Below are 18467 nucleotides of genomic sequence, written 5' to 3'. Positions count from 1 at the left end.
GGGGAAAGAATCTTTTCGGGCCCGGTTGCTTTTGTCGACTGATTCCGTTAAACACCGCGCCAACTCGCGACATTTGAGCGATCGGCGCGTTCTCTCCGGAGGAGAGACCGGGTTCGGTCGTTTTGACTTGTCGGGACCCGTATCTGAAAATGGTGGCCGTTCGGCCGCAATAACGAGACACCACTTGCCGGATGGCAACTGGAACGCAAGGAGAATAGGCGTGGCACGTATCGCTGGCGTCAACATCCCGACTGCAAAGCGCGTTGTTATCGCGTTGCGCTACATTCACGGGATCGGCCCGAAGTTCGCACAGGAAATCGTCGAGAAGGTCGGTATTCCGGCCGAGAAGCGCGTCCATCAGCTGACGGACGCCGAGATCCTGCAGATCCGCGAAACCATTGACCGCGACTACCAGGTCGAAGGCGACCTGCGTCGCGAGACCGCGATGAACATCAAGCGTCTGATGGACCTTGGTTGCTACCGCGGTCTGCGTCACCGTCGTGGCCTTCCGGTCCGCGGTCAGCGCACGCACACCAACGCTCGTACCCGCAAGGGTCCGGCGAAGGCGATCGCAGGCAAGAAGAAGTAATTTCCGGATTTTTCCGGATGGAGGGCTGGCGCGTCAGTGCCGGCCTTCTTTGAGTTTGGCGGGGGCCAACGGGCCCTTTCCAGGTGTAGCCGCTGGAATTACGGCGGCGCTGAGATCCATGAAAGGGAAAACATGGCCAAGGAAGCCACCCGCGTCCGCCGTCGCGAACGCAAGAACATCTCGTCGGGCGTAGCGCACGTGAACTCGACGTTCAACAACACGATGATCACCATAACCGACGCGCAGGGCAACGCAATTGCCTGGTCGTCGGCCGGTGCCAAGGGTTTCAAGGGTTCGCGCAAGTCGACTCCGTTCGCCGCCCAGATCGCTGCTGAAGACTGCGCCAAGAAGGCCCAGGAACACGGCATGAAGTCTCTCGAAGTGGAAGTTTGCGGTCCGGGTTCGGGTCGTGAATCCGCTCTGCGCGCCCTCCAGGCTGCCGGCTTCATGATCACCTCGATCCGCGATGTGACCCCGATCCCTCACAACGGCTGCCGCCCGCGCAAGAAGCGCCGCGTCTGATCATCAATCGTCCAGCCGGGGAGCGCGGGCCGCGCTCCTTCGGTGCTTCTAAGGCTCGGCCGGCACGATTGGATGGTGTCGGCGACAGGAAGGTAAAAACATGATTCAGAAGAACTGGCAGGAACTGATCAAGCCGAACAAGGTGGAGTTCACTTCGTCCGGTCGCACGAAGGCAACGCTCGTCGCCGAGCCGCTGGAGCGGGGTTTCGGCCTCACGCTCGGCAACTCGCTGCGCCGCGTTCTCTTGTCGTCGCTTCGTGGTGCCGCTGTAACCGCGGTCCAGATCGACGGCGTGTTGCATGAGTTCTCGTCGATCCCGGGCGTCCGGGAGGACGTGACCGACATCGTGCTCAACATCAAGGAAATCGCCATCAAGATGGACGGCGATGACGCGAAGCGCATGGTCGTGCGCAAGCAGGGCCCGGGCGTGGTCACCGCTGGCGATATCCAGACGGTCGGCGACATCGAGATCCTGAACCCCGACCACGTGATCTGCACGCTGGACGACGGTGCTGAAATCCGCATGGAATTCACCGTCAACAACGGCAAGGGCTACGTGCCTGCAGAGCGCAACCGCGCTGAAGATGCTCCGATCGGCCTCATCCCCGTCGATAGCCTCTACTCGCCGGTCAAGAAGGTCTCCTACAAGGTCGAAAACACCCGCGAGGGCCAGGTTCTCGACTACGACAAGCTGACCATGACCATCGAAACCGATGGCTCGGTCACCGGTGAAGATGCTGTCGCCTTCGCGGCCCGCATCCTCCAGGACCAGCTTGGCGTCTTCGTCAACTTCGACGAGCCGCAGAAGGAAGTCGAGGAAGAGTCGGTCACCGAACTCGCCTTCAACCCGGCGCTGCTCAAGAAGGTCGACGAGCTGGAACTTTCGGTCCGCTCGGCAAACTGCCTGAAGAACGACAACATCGTTTACATCGGCGATCTGATCCAGAAGACCGAGGCAGAGATGCTGCGCACGCCGAACTTCGGCCGCAAGTCGCTGAACGAGATCAAGGAAGTTCTCGCTTCCATGGGCCTGCACCTCGGCATGGAAGTGCCGGCATGGCCGCCCGAGAACATCGAAGATCTGGCCAAGCGTTACGAAGACCAGTACTAAGAAACAAAAAAGGCAGGTTTACCTCTGCCTTTTCCAGTCAAACTGCGGGCGAATGCCCGTATGTGTCAGGAAACGGCAGCCTCTGAGAGAGAGCCTGCACTAAAGGAGAATAGCAATGCGCCACCAGAATTCCGGCCGCAAGCTGAACCGTACCGCCAGCCACCGTAAGGCGATGTTCGCTAACATGGCGGCTTCGCTCATCACCCATGAGCAGATCGTCACGACGCTCCCGAAGGCGAAGGAAATTCGCCCGATCGTCGAGAAGCTGGTGACCCTCGGCAAGCGCGGCGACCTGCACGCTCGTCGTCAGGCCATCTCGCAGATCAAGGACCAAGACGCCGTCCGCAAGCTGTTCGATGCCATCGCCACACGCTACGCTTCGCGTAACGGCGGCTACCTGCGCATCATGAAGGCCGGCTTCCGCCAGGGCGACAATGCTCCGCTCGCCGTCATCGAATTCGTCGAGCGCGACGTCGATGCCAAGGGAGCAGCCGACAAGGCCCGCGTCGCCGCCGAAGCCGAAGCTGAAGCAGCGTAAGGTTCTTCCCCTAAGGGGATAAGAAAAGCCGGGTGAGCGTTCACCCGGCTTTTCTGCGTTATGTCGTCTGATGGCGGGTGCGCAGAGCGTGGTCGGCTACTGCCGCGACCGTAATCCCGGCGATATAGGCGACGATGTTCCAGACGGAGAAGATGCGGCCGAGCAGCAGCGCGCCGGCGAGCGTCAGGCGGAACGCGTCTAGCCAGGGTGTGTGGTAAAGCCTGATGAGCTCCACCGTCACGGCAATGACGACCGAAAGCGGGACCTGTAGTCGCGGGCGGTCCGGCACGATCACCGTCACCAGCAGATAGACCATCACCCCCCAGAGCAGCGATCCGCCATACTTGACGAACCAGTAGGGCAGGCCGGCTTCGTAGCCCGCGAGCCGAAGTATCGTGCCGGTCGCAATCACCAGCGCCGCAGCGCCTATTCGCCGGAGCCGGCTCTTGTGGATTGCCTTCATTTTGTCCATCCGCTCCTTCTAACTGGAGTATACGCAGAGGCAAGTGCTGGCGACGGGACGGACCACAGGATGACCACTCTACCCATTCAACGCCTTTCCGGGCTCGAAGGTCTCGACCGCGCGTTGGTCGATCCGCCTCCGGCGCCGGAACTCTCCGGTTTCCGCCGCTTCGCCGTCGAGTTCCTTCTGTTCGGCATCAAGGAAGCCCGTGCCTGCCTCTTCGCCGGCCTGTTCTTCGTGTCGATCTTCGCGACCCCGCGCGAAGGCCTGTTCGGCATCTCGCGCTACGATCTTCTATTGATTATCGCCATCGCCATCCAGATTTTCATGGTCTGGTCGAAGCTTGAAACGGTCGACGAACTGAAAGCGATCTGCCTGTTCCATGTGGTGGGTTTTGCGCTGGAAGTGTTCAAGGTGTCGGGGGCCATCCAGTCCTGGTCCTACCAGGATTTCGCCTACACGAAGGTGCTCGGCGTGCCGCTCTTCGCCGGCTTTATGTATGCTGCCGTCGGAAGCTACATCATCCAGGCCTGGCGCCTGCTGCATGTCCGGATCCGCCATCATCCGCCATACTGGATGGCGGCCATGGTCGCGCTGGCGATCTACGTGAATTTCTTCACTCATCATTTCATCGGCGACTACCGCTGGTACATCGCCGCACTCGCGATCGGACTTTATGCCCGCGCCACCGTGATCTACCGTCCCTTCGACCGCGACCGGAAGATGCCGATGATCCTCTCCTTCATCCTCATCGGCTTCTTCATCTGGCTGGCGGAAAACATCTCCACCTTCTTCGCTGTCTGGCACTACCCGAACCAGATCGGCGCATGGTCCACGGTCCATCTCGGCAAATGGAGCTCCTGGACGCTTGTGGTGATGATGACCTTCACCATCGTCGCGTCGCTCAAACACATCCGCGAGAAGATTTATATCCCGAAGTGATATCCAGACAGGCGCTCGGCGCGGCGGGAGACGGAAAATCGCTCGCGTCAGGCACAGCCATCTGTCTTCGTGATCCAAAAAAACCGTTGTGGTCAGAAACAAATTGACCTGCGTCAAGTGCTGACGCGGAGCTTGCGCTAGCCTCGGTCCATCAAAGGTTGGACTTGAAAAAAAGAGGTTTCCAATGATTACCGCATCCATTTTCAGCAACGAAAAAGACAGGCTGGTCATTCCACCGCTCTCGACCTTCTACAATACCGTCGCCCAGCCGATGGCCTGGAGTGTGTTCCGGCTGGCCGTCGGCGGCATGCTCGTCGTCGAAGGCTGGCCGAAGATCCTGGCGCCGTTCGCCCAGGTCGGCTTCGTCGAAAGGCTCGGTTTCTATCCCGGTTGGCTCTGGTCTCCGACGCTCGCCCTCCTGCAGGTCGTTGGCGGATTGTTGATCGCGCTCGGGCTGTTCACGCGGCCGGCTGCGCTGGCCAACGGTGTCATGCTCGCGGTCACGCTCTATTTCCATAGCGCCAACCCATATGGGGATGCTTTCCTCACCCAGGCAGGCATCGACGCGCTGAAAGCCGGCAGTGAGTTCTTCACCCCAGAAGCGCTGGCCAGGCTTGCCGATGGCGGCCACGGTTTTCTGCATCAGGTCCAGTCCAAGGCGGAGCTTGCCTCCCTCTTCTGGACCGGCGGCGCCTTCCTGTATGCGGCTTTTGGCGGTGGTTATCTCTCACTCGACCGGGTGCTTTTCAAGAAGCAATTCTGAGGGGGACTACACAGGATCAAGGCACCCGGCCGTCATGGTCGGGTGTTCTGATTTTGCGGGAAGTGTCAGGGCAGGCAGGCTGCCGCGCGATTGAGAAGAAATGTCCGCTCCATGCGATTTTCGCTGAGTTCCGCCGCCCGTTCAAATGCGCGTCGCGCGTCGGCCATCTGTCCAATCCGGTAGAGGAAATCGGCCTTCGCCGCATGCATTGCCGGATAGGCGGAAAGCTTCGGTTCTTTCTCGATATCGTTGAGCAAACTCAGCCCCACCTCCGGCCCAAACGTCATCGCATGCGCCACCGCGCGATTGAGCGCCACGATGGGCGAGGGCATTGCCTCCAGAAGCCTGTCGTAGAGCCCCGCGATCATATCCCAGTTCGTGTCCTCGAACCGTCTGGCGCGAGCATGGCAGGCCGCCAGCGCTGCCTGCAGAGCGTAGAAACCATCCTCGCCATCGAGCGCCCGGAGCCGCTCCAGCGCGGCAAGCCCGCGCCGGATCAGCAGATGATCCCAGCGCCCGCGGTTCTGCTGTTCGAGCGTCAGCGGCACGCCATCCGGTCCGACCCGTGCCGCAAGCCGCGAGGCCTGGATTTCCATGAGTGCCAGGAGGCCGAGCACTTCCGGTTCGTCCGGCAGCAGGGCTGCGAGCACGCGCCCGAGCCGCATCGCCTCGGCGCAGAGCTGCGGCCGTATCGCATCCTCGCCGGCGCTCGCCGCATAGCCCTCGTTGAAGATCAGGTAGATGACCTCCAGCACCGAGGCCAGCCGTGCGTCCCGCTCGGCACCCCGCGGCACCTCGTAATCGACGTCGGCATCCGCGATCGTCTTCTTCGCCCGCACGATCCGCTGCGCGATCGTCGTCTCGCTCGTGAGGAAGGCGCGCGCGATCTCGCCCGCCGTCAGCCCGCCGATCAGCCTGAGCGTCAGCGCCGCTCTCGCATCGGCCGAGAGCAGCGGGTGGCAGGCCGTGAAGATCAGGCTCAGCCGTTCGTCGCCGATATCGTCGTCCATCGCCGCCTCGATCTCCTCGATCGCGGTATCGTGCCGGTCGGGATCGTGCCCGATCTCGGCATGTTTCCGCTCGATCATCTTGCGACGGCGGAAACCGTCGATCGCCCGCCGCTTGGCGGTCGCCATCAGCCATGCGCCGGGATTGGCGGGAACGCCGGACGTCGGCCAGTCCGCAAGGGCCGCCACCAGCGCATCCTGCGCCAGCTCCTCCGCCGTGCCGATGTCGCGCACCATTCGGGCGAGCCCGGCGATCAGCCGGGCCCGTTCCATGCGGAAGACGGTTTCCACCGTCCTGTTTAGGTCTGGTGTCTGCATGCGGCGATTATGAGAGGCATGCCCGTCCCGTCAATGCCGCCGGCTATTGCAGCGACATGTCGCCGGCGACGGCCGCCGGGTCCATCCAGACGAGTTCCCAGACGTAACCGTCCGGGTCCTCGATGGAGCGGCTGTACATGAAGCCGTGATCCTGCGGCGGGTTGGGGTCGGCGGTGCCGCCGGCATCCGCGCCGGCGTTGAGCGTTGCGTCCACCGCCTCGCGGCTGTCGACGCTGATCGCCAGAAGCGCCTGGCTTTCCGCCCGTGCGTCGCCGATCGGCCTGCTCGTGAACTCCCCGTAGCGGGCATGCGTCAGCAACATCACCGCGATCGTCTCGGAGAACATGTAGGACTTCGCCGAATCGTCGCTGAACTGCGGGTTCCGCATCGCCCCGATCGCCTCGTAGAAGGCGGCGGAGGCATCGAGATCCCGGACAGGCAGGTTCACGAAAAATCATTCTCCCCATGCAGCGTCCCTTCCGTCCGGCGCGTCAGCCCTGGCCGCGCTTTGAAATCATCTCGCCGGCCCGCTCATGGCTCGCTTGTCCTTCTGAAGAGGCGATATCGGCGAAATCCTCCATCTCGTAGAACGGACGGATCTCGATCTCGCTCGGACCCGGCATCGGGTTGGGGCAGCGCTTCACCCATTCCACCGCCTCGGCCATGTCCTTCACCTCCCAGATCCAGAAGCCGGCCACCAGTTCGTTCGTCTCGGCAAACGGTCCGTCGATCACCCGCCGGCTGGCGCCATCGAAGGCCACGCGCTTGCCAAGCTTCGACGGCTTCAGCCCGTCGCCCGAAAGCATGATGCCCGCCTTGGCCAATTCCTCGTTGAACTTGCCCATCGCCTCGAACATTTCCGTGGACGGCATAATGCCTTCCTCGCTGTCCGTCGTCGCCTTGACCATAACCATCACACGCATCGTCATTCTCCTGTTTTCGAAACCAGCGCATTCTCTGCGCATGATTTCACGACGAACGGGGCCGGACGGAATCGACACGGGTCACTGAAAAATTTTGCCTTGCCAATCTCGCCGTTGAATTCGACGGTAGGATGACACGCCAAGTCCCGCGTTTTCGCAAGCAGAAATCCGAACTTGGCCGCCTCTGTCCGGTCGCGGAAGGTCCCATGCAATCATCTGCCTCATCCTCGTCTTCCACGCTGAACGCCGAAATGCTGATCGACGGCAAGGCCGAAGGCCCAGTGCTCTTCGCTGATACCGCGCTCAGCTTCTGGGGCGGCGTCGACCCGGAAACGGGTATCGTCATCGATCAGGCCCATCCGCTGCACGGCCGCTCCATCGCCGGCGCGATCCTCGCCATTCCCGGCGGTCGCGGCTCCTGCACCGGAAGCGCCGTGCTGATGCAGCTGATCGCCAATGGCAAGGCGCCAGCCGGCCTCGTCTTCTGCCAGCGCGAGGAAATCCTCACCCTCGGCGTCATCGTCGCCGAGGAGATGTACGGTCTGTCGATCCCGGTCGCGATAGTCGAACCGGAGCGCTTCGCCGCTCTCGCACAGGTCGATCGCCTGAGCATAGAGCCTGACCCGGCACCGGCACGGCAAATAGAGCTCAACCTCACCGATCACGACCGCCACCTCCTGTCATCGGACGTCCCGAAGGCGACGCAGGCAGCGATGCGCATCGTCACCCGCATGGCCGGCCTGCTCAACGCCGAACGGCTGATCGACATCCGCCAGGTCCACGTCGACGGCTGCATCTATACCGGTCCCGCCAGCCTCGACTTCGCGGAAAGGCTCGCCGCCTGGGGCGGTCGCGTCACCGTGCCCACCTCGCTCAACGCCATCTCCGTCGACCAGCAGCGCTGGCGGGAGCAGGGCACCGACCCGACGCTCTCGAAGGCCGCCAGCGCGCTCGGCGACGCCTATGTCCGCATGGGCGCCACGCCCACCTTCACCTGCGCGCCGTATCAGCTGGAGAGCCGGCCGGCCGAGGGCGAGGACATCGCCTGGGCCGAATCGAACGCCGTCGTCTATGCCAACAGCGTGCTCGGCGCCCGCACGATGAAGTATCCGGACTTCTTCGACATCTGCATCGCGCTGACGGGGAGGGCGCCGCTCGCCGGCTGCCACCTCGACGAAAACCGCAAGGCAGGCCTCGTGATCGACGTGCGCTGCCCCGATGACATCGACGACAGCTTCTGGCCGCTGCTCGGCTACCGCATCGGCACGCTGGCGCCCAACATCGTTCCGGCCATCACGGGACTGGAGGCAACGACTCCCACGGCCGACGACCTCAAGGCTTTTGGCGCAGCCTTCGCCACCACCTCGGCTGCGCCGATGTTCCATATCGTCGGCGTCACGCCGGAAGCCCCGACCCTCGGTGACGCGGCGAGCCGCCCCGATCTGCCGCACCTGTCCGTCACGGCCTCCGATCTCTCTGTCGTCTGGAACGGCTTCAATCCGACCCTGGGCGACACAGTCGACCTCGTGGCCCTCGGCAATCCGCATTTCTCCTTCGAGGAGTGCCGGGCACTCGCCGCCCTCTGTCGCGACCGTGTCAAACACCCGGACGTGACACTTACACTTACGGTAAGCCGTACCACTTACGACAGGATCGTCGAGGCCGGCATCTATGCCGAGCTGGAAGCCTTCGGCGCCACCTTCGTCCGCGACGCCTGCTGGTGCACCGTCATGCAGCCGATCGTCCCGCCGGCTGCGCGCCTCATCCTCACCAACTCCGGAAAATACGCCCATTACGGCCCGGGCCTCAGCGGCAAGCAGGTCCGTTTTGCCGCGCTTTCCGCCTGCGTCGAGGCCGCCGTGAGTGGTCGATCTCCCGACGCCCCAGCACTTTGGCTCGCGCACTGATTTCAGGCGGAAATCCAAAGGGGGTCGGCGAATCTAGTCTGACGATGACAGCCCCGCTTGGCGGATCGACGTAGATGGACTGGCTGAAGAGACCGGTGGCGGCGCATCAACCCGTCACGTTGCCGGCGCTTGCCGATCGTCTCGATATACCGTTGACCCGGCTGCATGCGGCCTTTCTCGATATCGTCGATGTGGCTGCGCCTGACGCGCCCGGAGCGAACTTCTGCGTCCCACGCCGTCGTCCTGCAGCGTCTCCGACGTCGGCATCCGCTGGGGGTCTTCCATCTTGGACGCTTCCCTTCCCCGGCATGGACCGCCGCCATTATGGCGAAACGCCGGTTGAAACTCCGAGACGCCTCGGCCGCTCGCCGGCCTGCCGCCACTAGATCAGGTGCGGGCGGAAGCCAGCGGCTTTCGCTGCCGGCGCCAGTCCAAGATCCGGGTTCGCAGCGGACGGTAGGCGAGAAGCACCGTGACGATCATGATGTAGACCGCCGGCTCCAGCGTGATCGATTTGAGCGACAGCGCGTAGTGCAGAACGGCACCGGCGATCACCACATAGACCAGCTTGTGTAGCGTCGCCCACCGTGAGCCCAGCCTGCGGATCGACCACCTGTTCGATGTCGCGGCAAGCGGGATAAGCAGGATGAGGCAGACCATGCCGATGATGATATAGGGCCGCTTGGTCAGGTCCCCGATGATAGACGACAGGATAAGGCCGCGGTCGAGGAAGAGATAGACGGCGAAGTGCGCCAGCACATACCAGAACGCGATCAGTCCAAGCGCCCGCCGGTAGGGCAGCAGGTTGATCTTGAAAAGATCGCGCACTGGCGTCACCACCAGTGTCAGGCAGAGAAAACGCAATGCCCAGAGCCCGAGAATGTGCTCGAAGGTCCTGACGGGATCTGCCCCCAGTTGCGCCGTGACGCCGAGGTAGAAGGTCCATATCCCCGGCGCCAGTCCAACAGCATAGAGCGCCCAGATCGACCAGGAGCGCTGGGTCGGCGTCATCGCGAAAGCCATCTCAGTAGAACTTCGCCAGGTCCATGCCGGCATAGAGGCCCGCGACCTCTTCCGCGTAGCCGTTGAACGGCAGCGTGTTCATCCGCGCGCCGCCGAACAGACCATTCGCCTCTCCGATCCGCCGTTCCGTCGCCTGGCTCCAGCGGGGATGATCGACGTCGGGATTTACGTTGGCGTAGAAGCCGTACTCGTTCGGCGCCAGCAGGTTCCAGGAGGACGGCGGCTGCTCCTCGGTTAGCGTGATCTTCACGATCGACTTGATGCCCTTGAAGCCGTATTTCCACGGCACCACCAGCCGGATCGGCGCGCCGTTCTGATTGAGCAGCGTTTCGCCGTAGATGCCGGTAGCGAGAATCGCCAGCGGATGCCGGGCCTCGTCCAGGCGAAGGCCCTCGACATAGGGCCATGGCATCGACTGGAACAGCCCGCGCTGGCCCGGCATTTCCTCCGGGCGGACGACGGTTTCGAAGGCGACGTATTTGGCGCTGCCGAGCGGTTCGACCTTGTCGAGCAGCGCCGAAATCGGGAAGCCCACCCAGGGAATCACCATGGACCAGGCCTCGACGCAACGCATGCGGTAGATGCGCTCTTCCTGCGGAATGCTCGAGATAAGGTCGTCGATCCCGAAGACGGTCGGCTTGTTGACGAGACCGCCGACTTCCAGCCGCCAGGGGCGCGCCTTGAAGTCTCCGGAGTTGCGCGCCGGATCGTCCTTGCCGGTGCCGAATTCGTAGAAGTTGTTGTAGGTGGTGATGTCCTCGTAGGTCGTCGGCTTGTCGGAGACCTTGTAGTCGGTCTCCGGCGCCGCGAACACGCTGGGCGCGGATGCGATCGCCAGTCCCCCTGCCGCAGCCCCGATCAGCGACCGGCGCGTGAGATAAAGGTTCTTCGGCGTGATCTCCGAAGACGGAAGTCTGGGGGGGCGATAGGCGGTCATGGGCTTCCTCCGATGCGGATCATGGGGCTGGCCGGACGGGCGGCCTTGATCCTTCTACGTAGCGTACCAGACCAAAGTTTCACCGGCGATGAAAGAAACTTGTCGGCCAATTTTTCGTGTAGCGCTGTAGACCGCCCGTATTCAGGCGCACCATCCTCTGCGGGCGCCGTCCCAGCGTCGCGCCAGACCTTTTTCGATCAGGACGTCTCCGACCGAGTGTCCGTCGCGTATGACGGTCCTGAGTTTTCTCCCATAGCGGTCGGTGTCGCGCGCGCCGACCTTCGTCAGCTGGAAACCTCCGGCATTGAGCTGTGCCAGCAGTTCCCGTTTGGCGGCCTCGCCAAGCTGCCTTTCCGTTTCGCACCGGGGTGGCGAAAGCTCGGGCGTGTCGATGTCGGCGATCCGGATCTTCTCGCCGTTCAGCCAGAATGTGTCTCCGTCGACCACGCAGTTCACGCGCCGCGATCCGCCGCAGAGCGTGAACTGCGCCGAAGCTGTTATCGAAACGGTGTCGGTCTGTTGAACCGGCGCCGGCCGCTGGCTGAAGAAGGCACCGACGAGCAGCAATCCAAGAAAAACGAGAAGGGGCGCCGTGTTCGAGTGGAACGATCCGCTGGAGATGGAGGCGGATGAAGGCGTACCGGTCCCAGTCCATGTCCGGTTGTCTCGTCTGGCCGTCATCGCATCGCCTGTCCTGTTGTCGTCTTTGGCGCGACAGTAGGCGAGCGGTCTTAACGCAAGCTTGCCGGCTGCAAGTGGCGCGCGGACGTCAGTCGGGGCAGGCGTACCGGAGAGTACCGTTTTGGCCCCGAGTGGCCGTGACAGGCCCCCGATGTTGCTTTAAAACGGGGCAAATGCGGGTGGCCGGCGACGAGGTCGAGCGCCCTGGCGCTTATGTCGCCAGCCGGACCCGCCAATCAGAACACGAAGACCGAGGTGACACCGATGCCAGCCTATCGTTCCAGAACCACGACCCACGGCCGCAACATGGCCGGCGCGCGCGGCCTTTGGCGCGCCACCGGCATGAAGGACGGCGATTTCGGCAAGCCGATCATCGCGGTCGTCAACTCCTTCACCCAGTTCGTGCCCGGCCACGTCCACCTGAAGGACCTCGGCCAGCTGGTCGCCCGCGAGATCGAGGCCGCCGGCGGCGTCGCCAAGGAGTTCAATACCATCGCCGTCGACGACGGCATCGCCATGGGCCATGACGGCATGCTCTATTCGCTGCCGTCGCGCGAGATCATCTCCGACAGCGTCGAATACATGGTCAACGCTCACTGCGCCGATGCCATGGTCTGCATCTCCAACTGCGACAAGATCACCCCCGGGATGCTCTCGGCCGCTATGCGCCTCAACATCCCGGCCGTCTTCGTCTCCGGTGGCCCGATGGAAGCCGGCAAGGCGATCCTGCAGGGCCGCAAGGTCGCGCTCGACCTCGTCGATGCCATGGTTGCCGCAGCCGACGACAAGATCTCCGACGCCGATGTCGACGAAATCGAAAAGGCCGCCTGTCCGACCTGTGGCTCGTGCTCCGGCATGTTCACCGCCAACTCGATGAACTGCCTGACCGAAGCGCTTGGCCTGTCGCTGCCCGGCAATGGCTCCACGCTCGCAACCCATGCCGACCGTAAGCGCCTCTTCGTCGAAGCCGGCCACCTGATCGTCGACATCACCCGCCGCTATTATGAGCAGGACGACGAAAGCGTCCTGCCGCGCAATATCGCCTCCAAGGCCGCCTTCGAAAACGCCATGGCCCTCGATATCGCCATGGGCGGCTCGACCAACACCGTTTTGCACATCCTCGCTGCAGCCCATGAAGGCGGCATCGACTTCACCATGGACGATATCGACCGCCTTTCGCGCAAGGTCCCGTGTCTGTCGAAGGTCGCCCCAGCCAAGCAGGATGTGCACATGGAAGACGTCCACCGCGCCGGCGGCATCATGCGCATCCTTGGTGAACTCGATCGCGGCGGCCTGGTCAACCGCGACTGCCCGACAGTCCACGCGACGACGATCGGCGATGCCATCGACCGTTGGGATATCACCCGGACGAATTCGGAAACCGTGCGCGAGTTCTTCAAGGCCGCTCCAGGCGGTGTCCGCACCACCCAGGCCTTCTCCCAGGCCTCGCGCTGGGACGAGCTCGACACCGATGGGGAAAAGGGCGTCATCCGCTCCGTCGAGCACCCGTTCTCCAAGGATGGCGGCCTTGCCGTGCTGAAGGGCAACATCGCGCTCGACGGCTGCATCGTGAAGACCGCCGGCGTCGATGAATCGATCCTGAAGTTCACAGGTCCCGCCGTCGTCTTCGAAAGCCAGGACGCCGCCGTAAAGGGCATCCTGTCGAACGAGGTCAAGGAAGGCGACGTCGTCGTCATCCGCTACGAAGGCCCCAAAGGCGGCCCCGGCATGCAGGAAATGCTCTATCCGACGAGCTACCTGAAGTCGAAGGGCCTCGGAAAGGCCTGCGCGCTGATCACCGACGGCCGCTTCTCCGGCGGCACCTCGGGCCTCTCCATCGGCCATGCCTCGCCGGAAGCCGCCCAGGGCGGCGCCATCGGTCTTGTCCGCCAGGGCGATATGATCGAGATCGACATCCCGAACCGGACGATCAATCTCAAGGTCACCGACAGCGAGCTCGCCGCCCGCCGCGCCGAGCAGGACAAGCTCGGCTGGAAGCCGGCGGCACCCCGCAAGCGCAATGTGACGACGGCGCTCAAGGCCTACGCCCATTTCGCATCATCGGCCGACAAGGGCGCGGTGCGCATTCTGCCGGAGTAAGGGCAGGGGTCAGGTAAACGGCCATCCATCACCGAAAACCCGCCGGCTTCCGGCGGGTTTTTTGATTCTTGCCCGGTCTGTTGCTTCCCTATCGCGAAACACGACATCACCCACATCCGCGGGTTGATCCCTTATGACATCGATGTCATAGTTTCGTCTCGCAGCCTGAAACCGTCGAACGCCGCCAGCGGTCGACACCGATTTGGGAGGATCGAGGCCGGCGATGACGACGATCTACGATGTCGCGGATGCTGCCGGCGTATCGCCGAAGACGGTCTCGCGCGTTCTGAACGGCGACGGTCCGGTCAACGAGAAGACGCGGGCGCTCGTCACCGAAACCATCCGCCGCCTCAATTACGTCCCGTCCCAGGCGGCGCGTATGATGCGGCTGCAGAAGTCCGGTGTCGTCGGCGTCGTTACCGGTGCGATCAGCGGCGACGCGACCGACATCGCCGGCGGCCTTCCCGAACTCTACATCCTCCAGGGCGTCCAGCGGGTGCTCTCCGCCGCCGGTAAGATCGCCATGATCGCCGACATCGGCGACGACGAGGACCGTGTTCCCGCGCTGATGCGCAGCTTCTCCGAACGTCGGGTTGAGGGCCTGATCCTCATCTCCGGCCATCACCGCCAGGTGTCGCTGCCACCCGTCTCCGCCGGCGTGCCGGTCGTGCTGGCGAACTGCTTCTATGGCGGCGGCATCGCGGCCGTGGTCCCGGACGACGAGGCCGGCCAGCGGGAAGGCGTCACGGGCCTGATCGACCGCGGTCACCGCCGCATCGCCTTCCTCACTTTGCCGGAGGGCTCGCTTGCCGCGCGGATGCGCACGGAAGGCTACCGTTCAGCACTTGCTGCCGGCGGACTACCGTTCGATCCGCGCCTGGTGCTGGCCGCGCCCGATGTCGGCGCCGGCGACGACGCTTTGGGCGCGGCGCTCGACCGCCTGCTCTCCGGCGAGGCGCCGCCCACGGCGCTCTGCTGCGGCAACGATCATCTGGCCATGCGGGTCGGCGGGCTGCTCCAGAAACGGGGCAGGCGCATCCCGGAGGATCTCTCCATCCTCGGCTTCGACGATCACCGCCTCATCACCGAACATCTCCATCCACGGCTTGCGAGCGTGGAACTGCCCTATGCCGCGATCGGGAAGCGGGCCGCCGAACGGCTGCTCGAGAGGATCGCGGACGTTGGGATCGCCGGGTCCGCCGCCGCCGTCGAGCGGCTCGTCGGGCCCGTCCATTGGCGGGAGTCCGTCAGAACCTTGAAGTGAACGCCGCCCGGAAAGGGCGGACAACAGGGAGGTTACGATATGAAGAAACCAGCTATGTTCGCGGGATTGACCCTGGCGGCCGCGCTCGCCGCCGGCTCGGCCCTTGCCGCCACCGATCTCAGTCTCTGGTACCACGGTGCCGGAAACCAGGTGGAACGCGAAATACTCGTTGGCATCATCGAGGATTTCAACACCTCGCAGGATGAGTGGAACGTGGTGCTCGAGGAGTTCCCGCAGGCCGCGTACAACGATTCCGTCACCGCCGCCGCGCTCGCCGGCAATCTGCCCGATATCCTCGACATGGACGGCCCGGTCATGCCCAACTGGGCCTGGTCCGGCTATCTCCAGCCGCTGAACCTGCCGGAAGAGAGGATCGCCAACTTCCTGCCGGGCGCCATCGGCAAGTGGCAGGGCGAGCTCTATTCCGTCGGCCTCTGGGATGCCGCCGTCGCGGTCTTCGCCCGCAAGTCGGTGCTGGAGGAAAACAACATCCGCATCCCGACGCTTGACGAGCCGTGGACCGGCGAGGAATTCACCGAGGCCCTGAAGACGCTGAAGGCGACCGGCAAATACGACTATCCGCTCGATCTCGGAATGTCGGACAAGTCCGAATGGTACCCCTATGCCTTCAGTCCCTTCCTCCAGAGCTTCGGCGGCGATCTCATCAATCGCGACACCTATCTGACGGCCGAAGGTGCGCTGAACGGAGAGAAGGCTATCGCCTTCGGCGAATGGTGGCAGTCGCTCTTTGAGGATGAGCTTGCTCCCGGCACCTCGCAGTCGCCCTCCGATCATGAGACCGGCTTTCTCGACGGCAAATACGCCATGCAGTGGATGGGCAATTGGGTCGCGGTGAAGGCGCTCGAAAAATACGGCGACGATCTGCTCTTCCTGCCCGCCCCCGATTTCGGCAATGGTCCGAAGATCGGCGCCGGCTCCTGGCAGTTCGGCATTTCGGCAAAAAGCGAACATCCTGAGGGCGCCGCCGCCTTCATCGAGTTCGCCATCCAGGACAAGTACCTGGCCGAATTCTCCGACGCCATCGGCCTCGTCCCGGCGACCTCGACCGCGGCCCAGATGACCGAGAACTACAAGGAAGGCGGTCCGCTCGCCGTCTTCTTCGGTCTCTCGGACAAGCAGGGCACGCTGCGGCCGGAAACGCCCGCCTACGCGGTCATCTCGCCGACCTTCCAGAAGGCGCTGACCGATATCGCAGATGGAGCCGACGTTGCCGATACGCTCGATGCGGCGACCGACACGATCGACGACAATATCGAAAAGAATGGCGGCTACGGCTTCGAGCAGAACTGAGACCGGTGCGGCCCGGCTTGATCGGGCCGCACATCCCCGAGCGTCAGGAGAGGTTTGAGCGATGGCTGGCAGACACGCCACCCCCGAATTGCACCGGCATCATCTGGCCGGCTGGCTGATGGCGGCGCCGGCGATCGTGCTGATCCTCGCCTTCCTGGTGACGCCTTTCTTCCTGGGCATGGGCCTGTCTTTCACCAACCAGCGGCTCGTCTCGCCCAACCCGCCGTCCTACATCGGCACGAAGAATTTCACAGATCTTCTCGGCATGGGAATTCTGGTGCTGGAACCCGAGCACGATGATCAGGGAGGGATCGTCAGGGACGATGACGGCGAGCCGGAGTATCCGCGCATCCGCAGCTTCACGCGCAACAACCCGGATTATCCGCAGTATGATGGCATGCGGGAATACACGTCCTTTCCCTGGGGTGACGACCGCATCGTCATTCTTGCGAGCGACATCGTCTTCCTGAAGGCGATCGTCAACACGATCTGTTTCGTGGCCGTCGTCGCACCGCTGCAGGGCGGACTGGCGCTCGGTCTGGCGCTTCTGGTCAATCAGCGCCTGCCGGGGATCAACATCTTCCGTGCCATCTATTTCATGCCCGTGGTGCTGTCGATCGTCGTCGTCGCGCTGCTCTGGCGCTTCATCTATGCCGGCGACAACGGGCTATTGAACGCCTTGCTCGGCTTCCTGAGCTTCGGCCTGTTCCAGCCGATCGACTGGCTGGGGAGAACGGACACCGCGCTCTGGGCGATCCTTGTCATGTCCGTCTGGCAGGGCGTCGGCTTCCACATGGTCATCTGGCTCTCCGGCCTGCAGACCATCCCGGAATCGCTTTACGAGGCCGCCGATCTGGAAGGCGCGACCAGCCTCCAGAAGTTCCGCTACATCACCTGGCCGATGCTGCGCAACACGGCGATCCTGGTGCTGATCGTCATCACCATGAACGGCTTTGCGCTCTTCGCCCAGATCGACGTGATGACCAGCGGCGGACCGCTCGATTCCACCCAGTCTCTTGTCTATCAGGCGGTGCAACACGGCTATGTCAGACAGGATATCGGCAGCGGCTCGGCCATCTCGGTCATCCTCTTCTTGATCGTCTTCACGATCTCCATGACCCAACGCTATCTCACAAGGGAGCGACGCTGATGGCCCAGGCCGGCACGAAACGAAGCGCCTGGAGCCTTGTGTGGCGCTATGCCGTCCTGATCCTGATCGCGCTCGTCTTCATCTTCCCGCTGGTCTTCATGGTCATGTCGTCCCTGAAACCCGATGCGCAGCTCCTGCGCGATACGGCCTCGATCCGCGCCTTCCTGCCGGTCGGCGACATCTCGCTCGACAACTATTTCGCCGCCTTCCGCCGCGCGCCGATCGGGCTCTTCGTCTTCAATTCGGTGCTGGTGACGGGGCTGACGGTCGCAAGCGCTCTGCTCGTCGGCTCGCTTGCCGCCTTCGCCTTCACCTTCCTCAACTGGCACGGCCGCGACGTCATCTTCACGATGATCCTCGCTACGCTGATTTTGCCGTTCGAGACCATTGCCATCCCGCTGCTGCTGGAGGTCAACACCCTGCCGTGGATGACCTTCGATGGCCCCGTCACCGGCTGGCTCAACTCCTACCACGTGCAGATCATCCCCTGGATCGGCGACGGGCTGACGATCTTTCTCTTCGTCCAGTACTTCAAGGATCTTCCGAAGGAACTGATCGACGCCGCCCGGATCGACGGTGCCAGCTGGCTGCAGATCTACTGGAAGGTGATCATGCCGATCTCCGGCCCCGTCATCGCCACCGCCGCGATCCTGAAATTCCTCATCATGTACAGCCAGCAATATCTCTGGCCGCTGCTCGTCACGCAATCGGAGGACTATCGCCCGGTCATGGTCGGGCTTCAGTACTTCTTCCAGCTCAACACCGCCTGGGGAGAGGTGATGGCCTATCTGTCGATCATCACTGTGCCGGTGCTGGTCTTCTACCTCTTCCTGCAACGCGCCTTCATCTCCTCCATCGCCGCAACTGGGTTGAAGGGGTAGGTGTGGAGAGTTGCCGGAACGCATCGTCGCCGCGCGG

Annotated in this window: 20 protein-coding genes; 13 read left to right on the top strand and 7 right to left on the bottom strand. The window is 63.2% G+C overall.

What is annotated here, in order from left to right; all coding sequences use genetic code 11:
* Positions 1-220 precede the first annotated feature (220 nt).
* From rpsM to rplQ, 4 genes are all read left to right on the top strand, one after another.
* A complete protein-coding gene (gene rpsM / locus J5J10_RS09440; protein WP_208549437.1) occupies positions 221-589 on the top strand; it encodes a 30S ribosomal protein S13 in 369 nt (122 codons plus the stop codon).
* Positions 590-721: 132 nt separating this feature from the next.
* On the top strand, positions 722-1111 hold the full coding sequence (gene rpsK, locus J5J10_RS09435) for a 30S ribosomal protein S11 (protein WP_015915761.1): 390 nt from the start codon (positions 722-724) through the stop codon (positions 1109-1111).
* A 100-nt stretch (positions 1112-1211) separates the two neighbouring features.
* On the top strand, positions 1212-2222 hold the full coding sequence (locus J5J10_RS09430) for a DNA-directed RNA polymerase subunit alpha (protein ID WP_208549438.1): 1011 nt from the start codon (positions 1212-1214) through the stop codon (positions 2220-2222).
* Between the two features lie 115 nt (positions 2223-2337).
* Positions 2338-2760, top strand: a complete 423-nt coding sequence (gene rplQ, locus J5J10_RS09425; protein WP_208549439.1) for a 50S ribosomal protein L17 — start codon at positions 2338-2340, stop codon at positions 2758-2760.
* A 58-nt stretch (positions 2761-2818) separates the two neighbouring features.
* On the opposite strand, the gene J5J10_RS09420 is transcribed toward rplQ, so the two are convergent.
* Positions 2819-3232 (bottom strand): DUF2809 domain-containing protein, encoded by a 414-nt coding sequence (locus tag J5J10_RS09420; RefSeq protein WP_211929710.1) that lies wholly within the window; start codon positions 3230-3232, stop codon positions 2819-2821.
* A gap of 60 nt (positions 3233-3292) precedes the next feature.
* On the opposite strand from J5J10_RS09420, the gene J5J10_RS09415 reads away from it, so the two are divergent.
* Positions 3293-4165 carry a DUF817 domain-containing protein gene (locus tag J5J10_RS09415; RefSeq protein WP_211929709.1) on the top strand — a complete coding sequence of 291 codons (873 nt, stop codon included), beginning with the start codon at positions 3293-3295 and terminating at the stop codon, positions 4163-4165.
* A gap of 184 nt (positions 4166-4349) precedes the next feature.
* Positions 4350-4928 (top strand): DoxX family protein, encoded by a 579-nt coding sequence (locus J5J10_RS09410; protein ID WP_211929708.1) that lies wholly within the window; start codon positions 4350-4352, stop codon positions 4926-4928.
* 65 nt (positions 4929-4993) lie between these two features.
* Here the strand turns inward: J5J10_RS09410 and J5J10_RS09405 are convergent, their stop codons facing one another.
* Genes J5J10_RS09405 through J5J10_RS09395 form a run of 3 tightly spaced genes read right to left on the bottom strand, consistent with a single transcriptional unit; the run spans position 4994 to position 7176 of the window.
* On the bottom strand, positions 4994-6253 hold the full coding sequence (locus J5J10_RS09405; protein ID WP_211929707.1) for an RNA polymerase sigma factor: 1260 nt from the start codon (positions 6251-6253) through the stop codon (positions 4994-4996).
* 43 nt (positions 6254-6296) lie between these two features.
* Complete coding sequence (locus J5J10_RS09400) at positions 6297-6701, bottom strand: VOC family protein (protein WP_211929706.1); 405 nt, start codon at positions 6699-6701, stop codon at positions 6297-6299.
* 43 nt (positions 6702-6744) lie between these two features.
* On the bottom strand, positions 6745-7176 hold the full coding sequence (locus J5J10_RS09395; protein WP_211929705.1) for a YciI family protein: 432 nt from the start codon (positions 7174-7176) through the stop codon (positions 6745-6747).
* A gap of 206 nt (positions 7177-7382) precedes the next feature.
* Here J5J10_RS09395 and J5J10_RS09390 point away from each other — a divergent pair, with 206 nt between their 5' ends.
* Together J5J10_RS09390 and J5J10_RS09385 are read left to right on the top strand one after the other, a co-directional pair.
* Positions 7383-9083 carry an aconitase family protein gene (locus J5J10_RS09390; protein WP_211929704.1) on the top strand — a complete coding sequence of 567 codons (1701 nt, stop codon included), beginning with the start codon at positions 7383-7385 and terminating at the stop codon, positions 9081-9083.
* 74 nt (positions 9084-9157) lie between these two features.
* A complete protein-coding gene (locus J5J10_RS09385) occupies positions 9158-9469 on the top strand; it encodes a hypothetical protein (RefSeq protein WP_211929703.1) in 312 nt (103 codons plus the stop codon).
* Position 9470: 1 nt separating this feature from the next.
* Here J5J10_RS09385 and msrQ read toward each other — a convergent pair whose 3' ends face one another.
* The 3 genes from msrQ to J5J10_RS09370 all read right to left on the bottom strand — a co-directional run bounded on the left by msrQ (position 9471) and on the right by J5J10_RS09370 (position 11724).
* On the bottom strand, positions 9471-10106 hold the full coding sequence (msrQ, locus tag J5J10_RS09380; protein WP_211929702.1) for a protein-methionine-sulfoxide reductase heme-binding subunit MsrQ: 636 nt from the start codon (positions 10104-10106) through the stop codon (positions 9471-9473).
* Position 10107: 1 nt separating this feature from the next.
* Complete coding sequence (msrP, locus tag J5J10_RS09375; RefSeq protein ID WP_211929701.1) at positions 10108-11043, bottom strand: protein-methionine-sulfoxide reductase catalytic subunit MsrP; 936 nt, start codon at positions 11041-11043, stop codon at positions 10108-10110.
* Between the two features lie 141 nt (positions 11044-11184).
* Positions 11185-11724: a thermonuclease family protein gene (locus tag J5J10_RS09370; protein ID WP_211929700.1), complete on the bottom strand. Its 540-nt coding sequence runs from the start codon at positions 11722-11724 to the stop codon at positions 11185-11187.
* A gap of 264 nt (positions 11725-11988) precedes the next feature.
* Here J5J10_RS09370 and ilvD point away from each other — a divergent pair, with 264 nt between their 5' ends.
* The 5 genes from ilvD (at position 11989) to J5J10_RS09345 (ending at position 18430) form a co-directional block, all read left to right on the top strand.
* Entirely contained in the window at positions 11989-13824 is a 1836-nt protein-coding gene (ilvD, locus tag J5J10_RS09365; protein WP_211929699.1) for a dihydroxy-acid dehydratase, read from the top strand.
* A 223-nt stretch (positions 13825-14047) separates the two neighbouring features.
* A complete protein-coding gene (locus tag J5J10_RS09360; protein WP_211929698.1) occupies positions 14048-15088 on the top strand; it encodes a LacI family DNA-binding transcriptional regulator in 1041 nt (346 codons plus the stop codon).
* A 39-nt stretch (positions 15089-15127) separates the two neighbouring features.
* On the top strand, positions 15128-16399 hold the full coding sequence (locus tag J5J10_RS09355; RefSeq protein ID WP_211929697.1) for an extracellular solute-binding protein: 1272 nt from the start codon (positions 15128-15130) through the stop codon (positions 16397-16399).
* Positions 16400-16460: 61 nt separating this feature from the next.
* A complete protein-coding gene (locus J5J10_RS09350; protein WP_211929696.1) occupies positions 16461-17549 on the top strand; it encodes a sugar ABC transporter permease in 1089 nt (362 codons plus the stop codon).
* A complete protein-coding gene (locus J5J10_RS09345) occupies positions 17549-18430 on the top strand; it encodes a carbohydrate ABC transporter permease (RefSeq protein WP_211929695.1) in 882 nt (293 codons plus the stop codon). The genes J5J10_RS09350 and J5J10_RS09345 overlap by 1 nt, the downstream gene beginning before the upstream one ends.
* The last annotated feature ends 37 nt before the right edge of the window (positions 18431-18467 follow it).

The sequence above is a fragment of the Ciceribacter sp. L1K23 genome (assembly GCF_018122705.1).
In the GTDB taxonomy this organism is placed as follows: domain Bacteria; phylum Pseudomonadota; class Alphaproteobacteria; order Rhizobiales; family Rhizobiaceae; genus Allorhizobium.
Note: the sequence above shows the minus strand (reverse complement) of the source record. Positions and strands in the feature narration are given on the sequence as shown.